This window comes from Microcoleus sp. Pol12B5 (genome assembly GCF_036701335.1).
Taxonomy (GTDB): Bacteria; Cyanobacteriota; Cyanobacteriia; order Cyanobacteriales; family Microcoleaceae; genus Microcoleus.
On sequence record NZ_JAUBQQ010000101.1, the window covers coordinates 1 to 14,958 of the forward strand.

The 14,958-nt window shown below is 46.6% G+C and carries 15 protein-coding genes; 4 read left to right on the plus strand and 11 right to left on the minus strand.

The genetic code is table 11. The features are described 5' to 3' along the window. Positions 1 to 244: 244 nt before the first annotated feature. From QUA24_RS25360 to rnc (QUA24_RS25370), 3 genes are all read right to left on the minus strand, one after another. A complete protein-coding gene (locus QUA24_RS25360; protein WP_333233036.1) occupies positions 245 to 670 on the minus strand; it encodes a DUF1824 family protein in 426 nt (141 codons plus the stop codon). Between the two features lie 219 nt (positions 671 to 889). After that, a complete protein-coding gene (gene rnc / locus QUA24_RS25365) occupies positions 890 to 1,582 on the minus strand; it encodes a ribonuclease III (RefSeq protein ID WP_333233038.1) in 693 nt (230 codons plus the stop codon). Between the two features lie 46 nt (positions 1,583 to 1,628). Continuing rightward, positions 1,629 to 2,831: a ribonuclease III gene (rnc, locus tag QUA24_RS25370; protein ID WP_333233040.1), complete on the minus strand. Its 1,203-nt coding sequence runs from the start codon at positions 2,829 to 2,831 to the stop codon at positions 1,629 to 1,631. A 274-nt stretch (positions 2,832 to 3,105) separates the two neighbouring features. Between rnc (QUA24_RS25370) and QUA24_RS25375 the strand changes: the two genes are divergently transcribed. From QUA24_RS25375 to QUA24_RS25385, 3 genes are all read left to right on the plus strand, one after another. Then, positions 3,106 to 3,465 carry a hypothetical protein gene (locus QUA24_RS25375; protein WP_333233042.1) on the plus strand — a complete coding sequence of 120 codons (360 nt, stop codon included), beginning with the start codon at positions 3,106 to 3,108 and terminating at the stop codon, positions 3,463 to 3,465. Between the two features lie 74 nt (positions 3,466 to 3,539). After that, entirely contained in the window at positions 3,540 to 3,761 is a 222-nt protein-coding gene (locus QUA24_RS25380; RefSeq protein ID WP_333233044.1) for a hypothetical protein, read from the plus strand. A gap of 411 nt (positions 3,762 to 4,172) precedes the next feature. Then, a complete protein-coding gene (locus QUA24_RS25385; protein ID WP_333082210.1) occupies positions 4,173 to 4,316 on the plus strand; it encodes a chlorophyll a/b-binding protein in 144 nt (47 codons plus the stop codon). A 192-nt stretch (positions 4,317 to 4,508) separates the two neighbouring features. Here QUA24_RS25385 and QUA24_RS25390 read toward each other — a convergent pair whose 3' ends face one another. The 8 genes from QUA24_RS25390 to QUA24_RS25425 form a co-directional block, all read right to left on the minus strand. Further along, the gene (locus tag QUA24_RS25390) at positions 4,509 to 4,631 is read right to left on the minus strand and encodes a hypothetical protein (RefSeq protein WP_333233045.1); all 123 of its coding nucleotides are present in this window, start codon (positions 4,629 to 4,631) and stop codon (positions 4,509 to 4,511) included. Positions 4,632 to 4,827: 196 nt separating this feature from the next. Next, the gene (locus QUA24_RS25395; protein WP_190655558.1) at positions 4,828 to 5,046 is read right to left on the minus strand and encodes a hypothetical protein; all 219 of its coding nucleotides are present in this window, start codon (positions 5,044 to 5,046) and stop codon (positions 4,828 to 4,830) included. 462 nt (positions 5,047 to 5,508) lie between these two features. Continuing rightward, a complete protein-coding gene (locus QUA24_RS25400) occupies positions 5,509 to 5,901 on the minus strand; it encodes a response regulator (RefSeq protein ID WP_333233047.1) in 393 nt (130 codons plus the stop codon). Positions 5,902 to 6,072: 171 nt separating this feature from the next. Beyond that, positions 6,073 to 6,249, minus strand: coding sequence for a hypothetical protein (locus tag QUA24_RS25405; protein ID WP_333233049.1), 177 nt, complete (start codon positions 6,247 to 6,249; stop codon positions 6,073 to 6,075). An 11-nt stretch (positions 6,250 to 6,260) separates the two neighbouring features. Continuing rightward, a complete protein-coding gene (locus tag QUA24_RS25410; RefSeq protein WP_333233051.1) occupies positions 6,261 to 8,840 on the minus strand; it encodes a PAS domain S-box protein in 2,580 nt (859 codons plus the stop codon). 354 nt (positions 8,841 to 9,194) lie between these two features. Beyond that, positions 9,195 to 11,441 (minus strand): glycoside hydrolase, encoded by a 2,247-nt coding sequence (locus QUA24_RS25415; protein WP_333233053.1) that lies wholly within the window; start codon positions 11,439 to 11,441, stop codon positions 9,195 to 9,197. A gap of 227 nt (positions 11,442 to 11,668) precedes the next feature. Continuing rightward, positions 11,669 to 11,905 (minus strand): NifU family protein, encoded by a 237-nt coding sequence (locus tag QUA24_RS25420; protein ID WP_006632519.1) that lies wholly within the window; start codon positions 11,903 to 11,905, stop codon positions 11,669 to 11,671. Positions 11,906 to 12,185: 280 nt separating this feature from the next. Next, positions 12,186 to 12,836 (minus strand): DUF3386 domain-containing protein, encoded by a 651-nt coding sequence (locus tag QUA24_RS25425; protein ID WP_333233055.1) that lies wholly within the window; start codon positions 12,834 to 12,836, stop codon positions 12,186 to 12,188. A 319-nt stretch (positions 12,837 to 13,155) separates the two neighbouring features. Between QUA24_RS25425 and QUA24_RS25430 the strand changes: the two genes are divergently transcribed. Next, positions 13,156 to 14,694 (plus strand): PAS domain S-box protein, encoded by a 1,539-nt coding sequence (locus QUA24_RS25430; RefSeq protein ID WP_333233056.1) that lies wholly within the window; start codon positions 13,156 to 13,158, stop codon positions 14,692 to 14,694. Positions 14,695 to 14,958 lie beyond the last annotated feature (264 nt).

Here is a 14,958-nt window from a genome sequence, read left to right on the forward strand (position 1 = left end):
CGCCCGTCCAAAAAGGACGGGCGGGACGCCCATCCCACAATAACAATTAAAATTGTAAGTTATTTAATTCGCGATCCCTAGTAAGGTGCATCAGTCAATCGATTTTAGATTTTAGATTTTAGATTAAAGAATTGAAGCATTGACCCCACGGATGAGTCCGGGGTCTTGTATCCTGGATGCTTTCAGTCAGTTTTTAATTCAATTTAGTCGATCTACTGACTACTGACTACTGACTACTGACCAATTAATCAAATAAATCGAGAGGTAAATGACCGTAAGTGCCAGTAACTCCATCTTCTGAGGCAGATTGACACGACACCAAAACACCCCGGTAAGTTCCGGGATAGCCGTCAACATAATACGACCCCTTCAAAGTATTGAACTTAATATAAACCGAACCCGCAAAGGTCGAGACAGCATTGGGATCTAAAACAGCTTGATATCCCAAAGCTTTCAAATAAGCTTCTAAAGCTAAAAACCCCTCATCCGTAGAAGAAGCGCACACTCCCAACATTTGATAATCCGACAAACTTGCTACCAGCAAAATCGCTTGACGGAGTGCCTGTTTTTCCAGCGGCGATGCTACAGATTGCATATCCAGACAAGTGAAATCTTTGAGGATTTGCTGTGCTTCTTCAACAGTTAGGGTAGTCGGGTTTTGAGTAGACATGAATTGCTCTGATATTTCCCAAAATTACGATCGACACTGGGGTACTCGTCAACGAATTTCTGCCATTGCAACCCTCGATCGACGGCGGTAACACTTGCACAAGTCCTGATTATAGCCCATTGTGTGCTCTGGCAATCAATTCGGGCGATCGTCTTCGAGGACTTCGCCAACTGCCGCATCGCACAAAAAAGCTAGTAGTTTTTACCAATGTTTTCAAGTTTAGATCAGTCCGGGTTTTTTCAGCTTTGCTAGTGCATCTTCCGCCGCATTTTTCTCAGCATCTTGTTTACGGCGACCCCGGCCAACACCGTACATTTTACCGCTGACATACACTTGAGCAGTGAACTCTTTGGCATGATCTGGGCCTTCCTCGTCAATGATTGAATATTCGGGGTTTTGACCGCATTTTGCCAGAGCCCACTCCTGAAATCGATTTTTAGAGTCTACAAGGTTTTTTTGCCCAGCATCGGACTGAGGGTAAATCATACTATCAGCAACTGGAATAAACAGCTTTTTAACAAAGGCGCGGACAGGTGTAATGGTTGAGTCGATATAGTATGCACCAATAATCGCTTCAAAAGTATCGCAAAGCAAAGAGGGATTTTGGCGACCTTTATCTTGTTCTGCCCCTTTTCCCAGGCGCATTAACTTGCCTATACCTAGTTGCTCAGCAAACTTTGCTAGCTGATCCTGATCGACTAATCCAGAACGCAAGCGAGTTAATTGAGCTTCGCTAAAATCTTCATAGCGCTTGTACAAGACTTCGCCAACTAGATAACCTAGCAGGGCATCGCCGAGGAATTCTAGTCGCTCGTTGTGTTCGCCTGCTTCTGGGTGTTCGTTAACGTAGGAACGGTGAGTGAGCGCGCGCATGAGGAGTGATTCATTTTTAAATTTGGGAATTTTGTACATTTTTATGTCTTGACTTGCTGGGAAATTAATAGCATCGAAAACGTCTCTATATTAGCCGGACTTTTCTCAGTGCGTCTTCAGCCGCACGTTTTTCAGCTTCTTTTTTACTGCGACCACTTCCTTGACCGTACACCTTACTATTTACGCGCACTTCAACAGTAAATTCTTTAGCGTGATCTGGCCCTGCCTCGTTGATTGTGATGTATTGAGGGGTAATTGGCCCGATATTCTGGTGTACACATTCCTGAAACCGATTTTTTGGGTCTCCAAGAATGTTAGAGTTCGGTTCTGGCCCAGAAGAAATAATTTCTTCCACTACTAGGGTAAATAGCGGTTCTACAAAATCGCGGACTGCCTCAATGCCCGAATCGAGAAAATATGCGCCGATAATTGCTTCAAAAGTATTGCTGAGCAACGACTCTTTAGCAGTACCTCCACTTGTTGCTTCACCCCTGCCCAGCAGCATCCACTGGCCGATATCCAAGGCAGCAGCAAACTTTGCCAATTGCTTGTCTTCCACCAACAAGGAACGCAGGCGAGTTAGATCGCCTTCATTTTTATTTGAGTAATGGCGGTAGAGATATTGGCCACTTAGAAAAGTCAGCAAGGCATCGCCTAGAAATTCTAATAGCTCGTTGTCTTTGCTGACTGCTTTAGGATTTTCGTAAAGGTAAGAGCGGTGAGTGAGTGCCTGATTTAGCAGATCCGCTTCCTGAAAAGGTAGCCGTTTTAGTAAATCGCTCAATCTTTCTCTAATGCGGTCTTCTTCAGCAGAAAAATGGCGATTTTCTGGACGAGTTTGTTCTTGAGACAGGAGTCGCAGGACTTCTTGCTGTTGCTTTTCTACTTCTTTAATATCGGCTTGTGGTGCGGAGACAGCTTTTAGTAGTCGGGCAATACTATCCAGGGCGCGATAGGTGTTAGCGGTGGAAAATGGGACTTGGTGTGCCCAATCGTTGCGGACTTGGATAAGTTCAGTTACCAGGCCGTTTCCTGTAGAATTTAGCTTTTCGTTGAAAACTTTATCCCACTGCTTTGACATGACTAACAGCAGCATCGCAACATCTTCACTCAGAATACTGTCTGCTGATTTTTGTTTCAATGGTTTATGCTTAGGTAAGCAGGACTTAGCCTCTTTTTCCCAGCTATTGCTGTAAACTCCCTGCATTTCCTGTTTAAGATAAGGATACAATCCCTGACATAAGAGGTTTAAAGCTCTGTCAATTCGTCCGCGATTGCTAATAGCCATATGTTGTTTTTACTTGCCTTTCTTATTGCTACATTCAGAGTTGTGAGTTTTTCGTAAAAGCTGATTTTTTCAATAAAGTGGCTTATATTTAATTAGTTTATAATCTTTTGCCGATCGCCCTGAACGATCAACTGCTGGGGAGGAAGTCTCCCAAGTGCGAGCGTTTCTTCATTCTGCACGATCGTCGCATCAATTCTCAGCTATAGTCTATTAGGGGAAATTTTACACCAAATGGGATGATACCATAATCCTAAAACAGTGTAATTTTTACCCTATGTTGCGAACTTGCAGAACGTCGCGACGCGACAAATGGTTTAGCTGGCTGAGTGAGTCAATGGAAGCTTGGGATTTTTGCCGTCGGTGGTTCCACGCCACACAAGAAGAAGAAAAAGCCAGAGGCTACAAAGCGCGTTGCAACCTGCTTCTGGTAAAGGTTTTAGGCGTTAATATTGATGCCGTCAAGCGGTGGGGGCCGGGTTTTGAAAAAATGCCAGACCACCACAAGCGTACCTTGTCATACGCTGACACGCTGCGAGAGATGATAGAGGTTGTTGGCAAAAATGAAGATTTTTTGGAGGAGGTACTAGAACGAATCAAAAACAAATCTAAAAGAATAGGAGAATATTTACACTAAATTTGTGGTGTCAAGCGGGCTGGGTGTTGTATTTTTTGGATGTAGCACTCAACTAGCAAAAGCCTTTAATCACTGTGACACATAGTTTTTTATCCAATTTCAGCAGCGACGCCATTCAACTTCCCGCGTCCCTGCTAACTCCCGACGCAGCAAATCCTGAGAAAGAACCCCTCAAACATCTGCTGATAAGTTCTCCCCAAGCTGTCAGGAGTACAATTTACCTACTCCACGCGCGCGGGTACGCTGAGGTTGGTGTCTGGAGTCCCTGCTACCAACTGCTAAAAGTGGTGAGGTGATGAGTATTTTTGTGAAATACCTTCGCATCTAATAGATTCAGATTGCATGGTGCCCCGGAATTATGCTGTGTGCGAAACAATTAGGTTTGCTCTTCCGGGGCACCCCAGGCAGAGTGTCACTAAATTCTTGCTATTTTATATTAACTAAAAATTATTTTTCTGACATCCTTCGACCCACGCGCCCTGACCTCAGAAACCCGGTTTCTACGAAATTTTGCGACCAGCCACGAAAAATACAAGAAGAAACCGGGTTTCTCGCCTCCGATGCGATCGCCCGCGAGCCCCTCTCCCGGCGGGATCATCCCGCTGATCTCCGGCATTTGGACAGTAAATGTAAAAATATGTTGCAAACTTTATACTGCTGTGTTAAGTTTAGTTACATAAGGTTGAAATTAAACGAGGTTTCTGGTCATGGAAAACAAAAACGCAAAAGTTGGCTTCACTGAGTTTGCTGAAACCTGGAACGGCCGTTTGGCAATGTTGGGCTTCGTTATCGGCTTAGCTACCGAATTCCTCACCGGTCAAGGCATTCTCTCTCAAATCGGTTTGATGTAATCAGCTTAACTGCATACTAATAGCTGAAATTCAGGCGATCGACCCCATCACAAGTGCAAAAGCCCCCCGCTAATAAGTCCCCTTCACTTCACACGGAGGGGGCTTTTGCATTTTTAATCAAAAAATCCAACAAATTGCACAATCAAAAATCTTTTCCGTCTCAATATTTATCGCGAGACTAACTCCAGCAAACTAAGCAATTCCTACGGAATCCAAAATCCTCAATTTAGGAGTCAAAGCCGGATGTTTCACCAAACCGTCGCGTTTGTTAGTCCGCCCCCCGTTAAGTAAAATCATCTCCGACAGATCCGGCATTTCCTGCCAGCAGTGCGAGCAGAACCAATAAACGCGATTGTGGCGAGCGTGGCGGAGCAATTTAGAGGAGCAACAAGGGCAACTATTCATGATATTTTAAACCTTTTTTGAAGATATGGAGCGATAACCAAATCATTAGAGAGATTCACAAATGCCTGCACATCTCAATTCCAGGCACAAAAATAAAAAATCTCTTTCACTCACAGCTTTGAGCGTCGCGCAAGTAGCACTTTTGGAGGCCCAACAGTAACACCACAATCAAAAGCTGAACGCTCCAAGGAGCCCAAGAGAAACCCCAAATAAAACAACCCAACCCGGCCCAAGCCACAAGAACAAAAATATCTTGAGAGGTTTGCCAGTAAACCCAGACTGCTGCCAGAGAAACTATTAGTAGCAAAATGTAAGCTGAGGGCATAGTCGTCTTCTCCCAATGTGTCTGCCAACAGTCAGGAGCGATCCCTGACGTTCTGCTTAAACATAAAACTAAAACCTGAAGAACTTATGAAGACGAGTGAGTTGTTACAAAAAGTAAAATAATCCTGCTAGCTTATATTTTCCCGATACATCAGTAGGAATACTGTTCTCATGGCTGAGGCCGAATTCGGTTAAATGAACTCACTACCCATAGGGATTTAGGCATCCCTAATTGGTATCAACTTCACCTCAATACCAACAGGGTTGAAACTGATACCCGACTGAGGTTTTTAGTCTTAAGCTGACAGGACGAAAGGTACGGCGCCTAAATCGCTACATATATCCTGTTCGATCGCCCTGATTGGATCTAAGACACCATACCAAAGAAACCAAGTTTTTTTAACTCTCTTTGCTTGCAAAGCTATTGCTTGAAAAGCTGCATAATTCAATGCGGGCGATCGATCTATTCTTGCTCCCAGCCCAAAGCTTCAGCGACCTGAGCCGCCAAAAACATCGGTTCAAAAGGCTTAGCAATCACACTCACCACCCCCAAATCCGCGAACATCCGCCTGTCGCCAGCCAGAGCCTTAGCTGTCAATAAAATTACCGGAATGTGCTGCGTAGCCTTATTAGCTTGTAACTGTATAAAAGTAGTAGGCCCGTCTTGGTCGGGCATCATCACGTCCAATAGAATCGCATCAGGCTGTTCGGCAAGAGCCTTAGCAACACCCTCGCGACCCGAACTCGCGGTCAGGACTTCCCAGCCCCCCACCATCTCAAGACTGACTTGAGCCACTTCCCGAATATCTTCCGCATCGTCAATAACCAAGATGCGCTTGGCAGTCAAAATTAACATTTTTTTATGAATGAGAACTGATCATAGATTAGATGCGAAATGTGAATATTTTGTAAAGCAAATTATCTTACCTGATCGGACTTTACAGTAAATTTTCAAAACTGTATAGCAGATGTTGAAGGAAGAATGAACAAGGAAGACCGAAGTTGCAATCGAGCTGCAGGATTTCAACTAAGAACATCCTAACCGTCTGGCGCGGTTGCTGTAAAATATCCCACCCAAAAACAGCCGCTTTTCGACCTCAAATTGTGCTTTTTGCCCCCAGTCCCCAAACTGCCAAAAAGGCTGAGATTGTTTGTCGATGACTCGATCGAACAATCTGCACCAAATCAGTAACTTTGGGTACATTTGCGTAGAAATTAACTTTCAGTTGCCAGCCCCTCCGTCAGAAGTGGCAGACTTAAGAAAAAAGTGCTGCCCTCCCCCACAACGCTCTCCACCCACATCCGCCCCCCGTGCTGCTGCACGATACTGCGACAAATAGCCAGCCCCAAACCAGTACCTCCCTTCTGGCGAGAATCAGAAGCATCAACTTGTTGAAAGCGTTCAAAAACCATCTCCAGCTTGTCTGGCGGAATACCCCGTCCTTGGTCTTTTACAGCAATCACGATGTACCACGAGCTCGGAACTGGCAAATGCGGAGCGGCGGCCGGCTCAGGAAACAACAAAGATGGAGACAGCACCGACTTGTGCGCTGCTTTTTCTGCCAAATCCAGATTGGGGGTCAACTCCCCACTCAGCCAAACCGTAGCGCCGGAGGGAGAAAATTTTATCGCATTACTGAGTAAATTTGTCAAGGCTTGAATTAGCCGATCGGGAACAGCTTGCAATTGCGCCCCCACAGGCTTCACCGACAGAGTAACTCCCGCCTGCTGAGCCATTCCCTGCATCTCGTCAGCCGCCTGCAACATCAGCTCAGCGACATTGCAAGTTTGTTTGATGGCAGTGCTGTAACTTGACTCCATCCGCTCTAAATCTAGGATGTCGTTGACCAAGCGCACCAAACGGTCAGTGTTAGTGACAGCAATCTCCAGCATCCGCTTAGCTTTCTGGGGGTAAGCGTCCAGCAGGCCACTGTTAAGGAGGCCGAGGGCGCCGTGAATTGAGGTCATGGGCGTCCGCAGTTCGTGGCTGACAACAGAGATGAATTCATCTTTCATGCGCTCGACGGCAAGCCGCTCCGTAATATCCTTAAAAGTCACCACAGCTCCAATAATTTCGCCTTCTTCTCGCATCGGAGCGACAACGTACTCAACCGGAAAACTGCTGCCGTCTCGCCGCCAAAAAACCTCATCGGTGACGCGGCGCGCCTCTCCGTCTTCCAAGGTGGCTAAAATTTGAGAACTTACCCTTTGAGAACTTACCCTCGCCGGCAGCCGTTTGTCCGCCTGCGGTGCGGCGCAGTGTGGGACAAGTTCAGAGCCTGAATAGATGTCTGTTGCAGGTGAGAGTTGCTTGATCGCCTTTGAGGATTCTTCCTGTGCACGGTGTAAGCTTTCATAGAGCGGTCGATCGATCAATTGCTTCGATTCGCACCCAGCCATTCTCACCGCCGCAGGATTGACAAAAGTTACTTTTCCCTCTTTGTTCAACCCGCAAATTCCTTCTCCTGCGGAAAACAAAATCATTTCTGTTTGGTGGCGGAGTTGTTCAAAGGCTTTTTCGACTCGCTTGCTGTCGCTGATGTCGCGAGCGATTGTCGAAACCCCCGTTACCGCTCCAGTCGCGTCTTTAATCGGAGAAATCGTCAGGGACACATCTATCTGTTGACCATCTTTCCGCAAGTGTACGGTTTCGTAATGGTCGATGGTGGCTCCCGCCCTAATATTTTCCAAAATTTGGGGCATTTCCTTGGGGCGTTCGGGTATGGCTAAAATCTCGATCGACTGCCCCTTGATTTCCGCAGCACAGTAGCCATAAATCTTCTCTGCTCCTGCGTTCCAGCTCTGAATTGTCCCGGCGAGGGTTTTGCCGACGATGCCGTCGTCGGAAGACTCGACAATCGACGCCAAGCGCACGAGTTCGTCTCTAGTTTGCTTGTGTTCGGTAATGTCGCGACCCAAAATGACTATACTTTTGCGTCTGCCGTCGGGGTGAAATACGGGTACTTTAATCACGTCGTAGATTTTCACAGTACCGTTTGAGCGGAGAATCACTTCTTCTCCCCTAGAAAGCTCACCTTTTTCCCACGCTTCTCGATCACTCACCTCGCACGCCTGTAGCGCCTCGCGGTAAAAAATGCTGAGTTCTCCTAGCTGAGAATCTTTGAGACCACGGTAGTCTATTTGTTCTAGCTCGAACACTTCCAATATCGCTTGATTTGCCTCCTGCCACCTGCCCTCGCCATCTTTGAAACAGACAATATCTGGCATGGCATTCATCAGCAAGTCGAGATAGGAGTTTTCTCGCAGTGCAGTTTCTACCTCCGCCCGCTTGGCGATTTCCCGTTGCAGGTTTTCGTTTGCCGTTTGCAGCGAGTCCTTTAACAAACTTTCTGTAAAATTCCGTTCTTTAATTACTTCTTGAAGTCTGTGGAGTTCTACCGACAGTCGCCTGCGGGCAAACAAATTCTCTACCCGCAAGTGCAGTTGGGTGGGTTCGACAGGACTTACTATCACATCGTCTATTCTGTGTTCGAGTTGTTTTGCCTGCTGCGAGAATGGCTGCTCAGAAAGAGCAGGCATTTGGGATTTACTAACAAGTAAGAACGGTAAAAATATCGGCTCGGTGGCAGCTTTTAATGATTCTATCAGCGGCCCGATGCGATCGAAATTTGCCTCGTCGAGAATGCACAAGTCAAAAGCGATTTGGGGAAAGGGAAATTCGGAGTTGGGATCTAAAGCGTGATCGAGTACGATCACCTCATGCTCGGTGTTGAGGTGGGCGATCGGCAAATTAAGTTGTTGGTGGCGATCGACCAAGAGTAAAATGCGGCTCATTAGTTTGTTGATTTCCCCATGACTAATGATATGATGTCTGGTAACTTAACCATTATATGTTTGGTAGTCAGGACTTAAGTCCTCTTTTCTAGGAGGCAATGAAGCCTTCACTACAACAAATTTTATAGCCTTAGATCGACCGGACGCGATAGAAGTTATTAAGGCATTAAGTAGCCAGAGTTGAAGCCCCAATTTAATATAATTTGATAATTATTTAATTGTTTGTTGGTTCAAAAAATGACTAAGGACTAAGGACTAATTAAGGGGGCGGGTTTATATTTATTTGGTTTGGCAGTTCTATGAAAGCTGGTGCAACCCGCCCCTACAGCCTAATGACTAAGGACTAATGACTTTTTACGGCATTCCGATCGGAATCAAAGCATCTTCCGGCATACAGCTAGAGTAACGACTTCCTTCCGATAAAACCGCAATCAGCCTCACCTGCCAGTCGGGCATAATCTGCAAATCCGCCCAGGGCACTGCTACCTCCAAACATTTATCCACTCCCACTTGAGCGCGGCTAATGCGGGGCTGCCACTCATCGCCCTCTTCTGCTTCCTGAAACCAAATCGATTTCGTCAGCAAATTAATCTCTAACTGATGGTGGTATCTATAGTTTAGCGGTGCTTCGTCAGGCAAACCTGACAGCGGGATCAGACTGTTGTTCATCGTGCGATCGGGATAAAACCAGAACAGATTTAATTGCTGCGGGCAATCAATTCCCGGCCGCACGCCTACCTTGAAGTCGGCGCGAATGTAAAAATTCAAGTGGTCAACCCCGTACCAAAGACGCTGAATTGCCGAACTCCGGTGCATCGTACCCCTTGCTCCCCCAACTTCAATCCGACCGGCTTTGTCCCAATCCTGTTCGTTGCCGATACCGTCAATCACCGGGTGAATAAAGCTCAACGGCAGGTGGTCGCCTTGAACCTCGTGCACCTCTACTTGTCGCCGCACTTCCGGGGGTACGGGCTCGCCGAGAGCTTCGTAAATTCCCGCTACGTGTTCGCGGAATAGCTGGTCGAACATGGCATCTTGGTTCGACGTGTGGCCTTCGCCAAACCACCAGAACCAGTCGGAACCTTCGGCCGCATACAGCGCTTCCCAAGCTTCTGGGTTGCTTTCTTCTGTGGCCTCTGGATGGTTTGCCAGCATTTGTCTCGCAGGCCCTAACAAGTCCCAAGCGCGATTTTTCGCGGGATCGCCGATCCAAGTTGTGAGGGAACCGTCTACCCAGGAACCTGTGTGCAGTTGGGCTGCGGGAATTGTTTCGGTTGCTGGGAATTTGTCGAGAAATTCCGAGACTGTGACTAATTTGATATCTGGATTGTCGCTGAGAGTTTGATAGAGGGATTCTAAAAACGGTTTGCCGTCTTGGGGATAGAATTCCCAGCAATTTTCGCCGTCTAGGGCGATCGTCACTAACCAGGGATTTTCTAAAGCGGTTTGACCGTCGGGTTGTCGGTGCTTGAGAGTTCTGCCGATCGCTTCTAAGTGTCCCACTAAATCTGATGCTGCTTTTTCCGGTTCCATCGAACCGTAAGTAAACCCAATCAAGTCTGACAATCTGTGGTCTCTAAATACTATGGCTAAATCGCCGTCAGGAGTTTCTAAACGGTAAGGGCGATATAAGAATTCTGGTTCGTAGACATTCCCTGTCGCGTCGCGGTGGAAAAAGTGTTTAATTGTCCACCCCAATACTGCTTCGTCCGAGACGATCCATTTAAAGCCTTGTTTGGCAATGTAGGGCAAAATTTCCGGGCTGACTGCTTGTTCCGACGGCCACAAACCGCGCGGTTGGCACTCAAACCGGTCTTGATACATTTCCCAGGCTTTTCTCAGGTGTCGGGGAATATCTTCTTCCCACTGAAACCGGTGTTGTGGCAGCGTCATGTTTGGAATAGCTATTCGGCCGCCATTAGTGTCGGCAAGCAGCGGTAAAATCGGGTGCGTGTAGGGGGTTGTGGAGACTTCCAACTGTCCCTCAGCTTGCATTTTACGGTGCTGGGGAATGATGCGAGCGAGGATTTCTTTTTGTTTTGAGTAGATGTTTTTTCTGTCTACCAAACTAAAATTTTGTCCTTGTTTCAGCCACCCTGCAATATCGGGGTCGTCCCAAAACAGCGGGTCAATCCAAGCTAAATTGTGCCATGCCAGCAAGTCGCTAAAATCCTGCAATTTCCAGTTTTCCAAACACCACTGAATGCCTTTTTCCTGCCGCTGAGTGTAGAGTTGAGCGTAGCGGGGGTGTGGCTGAATAAGAGTGTGGTAATTGGCGTCAAAAAAGTGTTCTAAAATGAACTCTTTTTCTGGGAGGGTTAAAATTTCTGCTGACTTTAATGTCACCGTCAAGTAAGGGTCTAATGCTTTGTCTGCGATGCAGTCTTCTATCTGCAAAATCAAGGAGGGAACCAAGTTTACGGTTTGATGAAGCTTGGGATATTTTGCCAGGAGGAGCACTAAATCCAAGTAGTCTTTGACTCCGTGCAAGCGCACCCAAGGCAGTCGGTACTGAGCTGCTCCTGCGCTAGCTGATACTCTGGATTTGTAGAGCGGTTGGTGTTGGTGCCAAATGAAGGCTACATAAAGGGGATGAGACATTGAATTTAGTAATTGGTAATTGAATTTGGTAATTGGTAATTGGTAATTAAATTTGGTAATTGGTAATTGGCAATTAAATTTGGTAATTGGAAACAGTCAACAGTCAACTGGTAATTGGTAACAGTCAACTGTTAACATCCAACTGCCAACAGTCAACAGTCAACTGGTAATTGGTAACAGTCAACTGTCAACCGTCAACTGCCAACTACCAATTGCCAACTGACTAATTACATTACCTGTTCGACTTCGGCAATTTCTGGGATAGCCTCGCGCAGGCGACGTTCAATGCCCATTCTCAGAGTCATTGTGGAACTCGGGCAAGAGCCACAAGCTCCTTGCAGTCTCAGGTGTACCACTGGGCCGTCAATTTCTACGAGTTCGACGTTGCCACCGTCGGATATCAGGTAGGGGCGCATTTCATCGAGAACTGTTTCGACGTTATCTCTGGTTAGTGCTAGTGTCATATTTCGCCTCTGTGATGATTTCTTGCAATTGATGAAAGTTCGATTTGACTCAAGGGCAGCATTCTCAACCCGCGCGGGATTTAAGAAACCGGGTTTTTCGATAAAAGACTTAGGCGCTCAGGTGAACCCGCGGCAGGAAACCCGGTTTCTGTCACGCTGATGCTCGATCCCAATTAGCTCTCTTGTTCGATCGTAGCGTTACTTGTCGCCAAATCAAGTTGATTCTGATACGTTAATCAAAAAAACCCGTTTTATTTAAGAAATCGGGTTTTTGAAGCCGCTACACTACTGCTGGTTCTAGCAGTTTGACGTTGGAGTAGTTGAACTCGGTTGTTGTCAGTTGACCTTTTTCTTTCGATCGAACTACTTGCTTGGTCATGACATAATAGTCGCCTATCTTCTCAAAGGTATCTTCAAATTCGAGTTCTTTGATGATTTCGTCGGTTTGAGGGTTGCGGAAAACGGCATCGTAGTGGCTGGCCAAAGAACCTTCGGGTGTCTCTAAGCTTTTGTGCGTGTCAATTACGAAAGCCATGCGGCCCATCACCCGGCTGACTTGACAAATTGAGAGACCTCGGATTTTATAATTCGATCCCATTGAGTCGCCTTGCACCAAGATGTCCACAGCGTCGGTGCTGTCTTTCTCGCCCAGGGTGAAGCTATTTTTGCCGTGAGATTTTTCAAATGTCGAGCGTTTGCGGTGGGTGACAATATCGCGCATTTGGGTGTAGACGCTTTGCTGCACTTCCTCATCTTCAATGCCCGTGACTTCCACGCTCATGTCGGGTTTGATCCAAACATGACCCGTATATACTTCGTCGCCCTGTTTGAGTTCAATATCGGCACTGTAACCGGGAAAATTGGCATCCCAGGTATAGCGGTGTTCGTAAGCAGCGCGAAACAAATCGCGAGCGTTGGCTTGCTCTGTCATAAATCCCTCTTTCTCTTGACACCCATCTAGTTTAGCTTAACCGCGAGAAGCCCCACATTCACTGGGTAGGGGAGTTACCCGCACTCCTGGCGAGCACTTGTTGGGGGTGCTGCTGGGCTGGCAATTAGGGCGCAATAAGAATTTACTTTCTCTATCGGTTGCTATGATTTGAAGATAAAGTCCCAAAATGCCTGGTTATTGAGAGGGCGATGGGTCGCAAGCCAGACACCAGTCTTAGTTATGGGTTATGTTGAAAAAACTTGTGTCCGCTTTTTAGGGGTTGCACCCGCAGGTAACTATTAGATTCCCCCTTAATAAAATGCTAGAAACTGTCTACAAACACTTAGAAACATTGCAGGAACAAGCTAGGGAATTGCCACCCCCTCAACAGGCAATTTTTACAAAAGTTTTGGAAGATTTATCAAATTCTCTACACGAAATGGCAGGCAGCCGCTTGTTTGAAAGCGCCACAAATAACGCGGCAAAGCTGGTTGAAATTGAAAAAAATAATCGCCTCTTGGAACGCACTGTAGCCCAGCAAGTAGGGCAAATTAGACAGCTACGGGAACAGTTGGAAAAACAAATCAGCCAGCATCGCAGGGACAATCAAGCATTAACTAAAAGTGAAGCAAAACTGCAAGGTATGCTCCGTAATTCTCCGGATCTAATTAGCATTATTGGCTCCGACGGACGAGTTCGATACCACAGCGGATCTCTACAGCGGCTTTTGGGTTACAATCCCGAAGAAAGAATTGGCAAATTTCACGGCGAGTTAATCCATCCAGACGATTTGCTGGCTTGGCAGACGTATTTTGGTAAGTTGTTAGAAGCTCCCGGAATTGGGGGGACAATTGAATATCGGAAACGCCATGCTGACGGTTCTTGGATCTACATGGAGTCGATAGGTAACAGTTTGCTTTACGATTCTAGCGTGCAGGGAATTATAATTAATTCGCGGGAAATAGGGGAACGGAAGCAAGCCGAAATTGCAGTCCGAGAGTCGGAACTCCACTACAGAGTTATGTCGCAAATTACTTCGGATTTTGCCTATTCTTTTAAGGGGCAGCCCGACGGCAAGTTTGCCTGCGAGTGGGCGACAGAAGCTTTTGAGCGCTGCACCGGTTGCGTTCCTGAAGAATTAGAATCGTTTGGTTGGTGGAACTCTGAACTCGTTCATCCCGACGACAGGGAAATGCTCATTAAACAGTTAGAAGGCTGTACTTTCAGCCGCACTGGAGCTAATGAGTATCGCATTATTAATCAAAAAGGCGAGGTGCGCTGGGTGCGGGACTACTGGCAAGTGGTGTGGGACAAAACTGCTGAACGGGTTGTCCGTTTGTGGGGTGCTTGTCAGGAAATTACCGATCGCAAGCAAGTAGAATTGAAAGTGCAACTCGTTAACCAAGTTTTACAAGCCCAGATAGCATCGGCGCCGCTGGCGATTAACTGTACCAGCAATGACGGCAATACCGTTGTTTGGAACCGCGCCGCCGAACAACTTTTTGGCTGGACTGCGGTTGAGGTTTTAGGGAAACCTTTACCGAATATTCCTGAAGGCCAAAAGCAAGATTTTTACGCGCTGCTAAAGTCTGCGTCTAATGGCAAACCGCAAAACGGTTTGGAAATATCTTTGTTGAAAAAAGATGGTAGTTCGATCGATGTTTGGCTTTGGGCCGCACGTGTGCGAGATGCGGGCGGCCAGACTGTCGGCAGTATCAACATATTTTCTAGTCTTTCAGAACGCAAGCGCATAGAGGAAGAGCGCCAAAAACTAGCAGCGATGAAAGATATGGAGGAACCTTTTTGGGCGCGCTATGTCAGCCCTCCAAAAACTCCGAAAAAAAAGGGCGGCGGGTAATTCTATCAAGCACAAGTTAAAAGCATTAAAAGTGCAAAAGTGTAATCTTATGCTTGCAATATCCTTTCCGGTCACATAACCTATTTGATGTGAGTCGTTCGAGCAGACATAATATGATAAATACACCGCGCTAAGCTGTTGTGCATTTAAATAGGGCTTGTTGAATATATTGATCGCACTTGATATAGCCTGGGTTTTGCTCGCGTGATCGAGAGTTGAGTGCAAGATAAACAGGTAGAATAGGTCAAAACCCGTGCATCACAA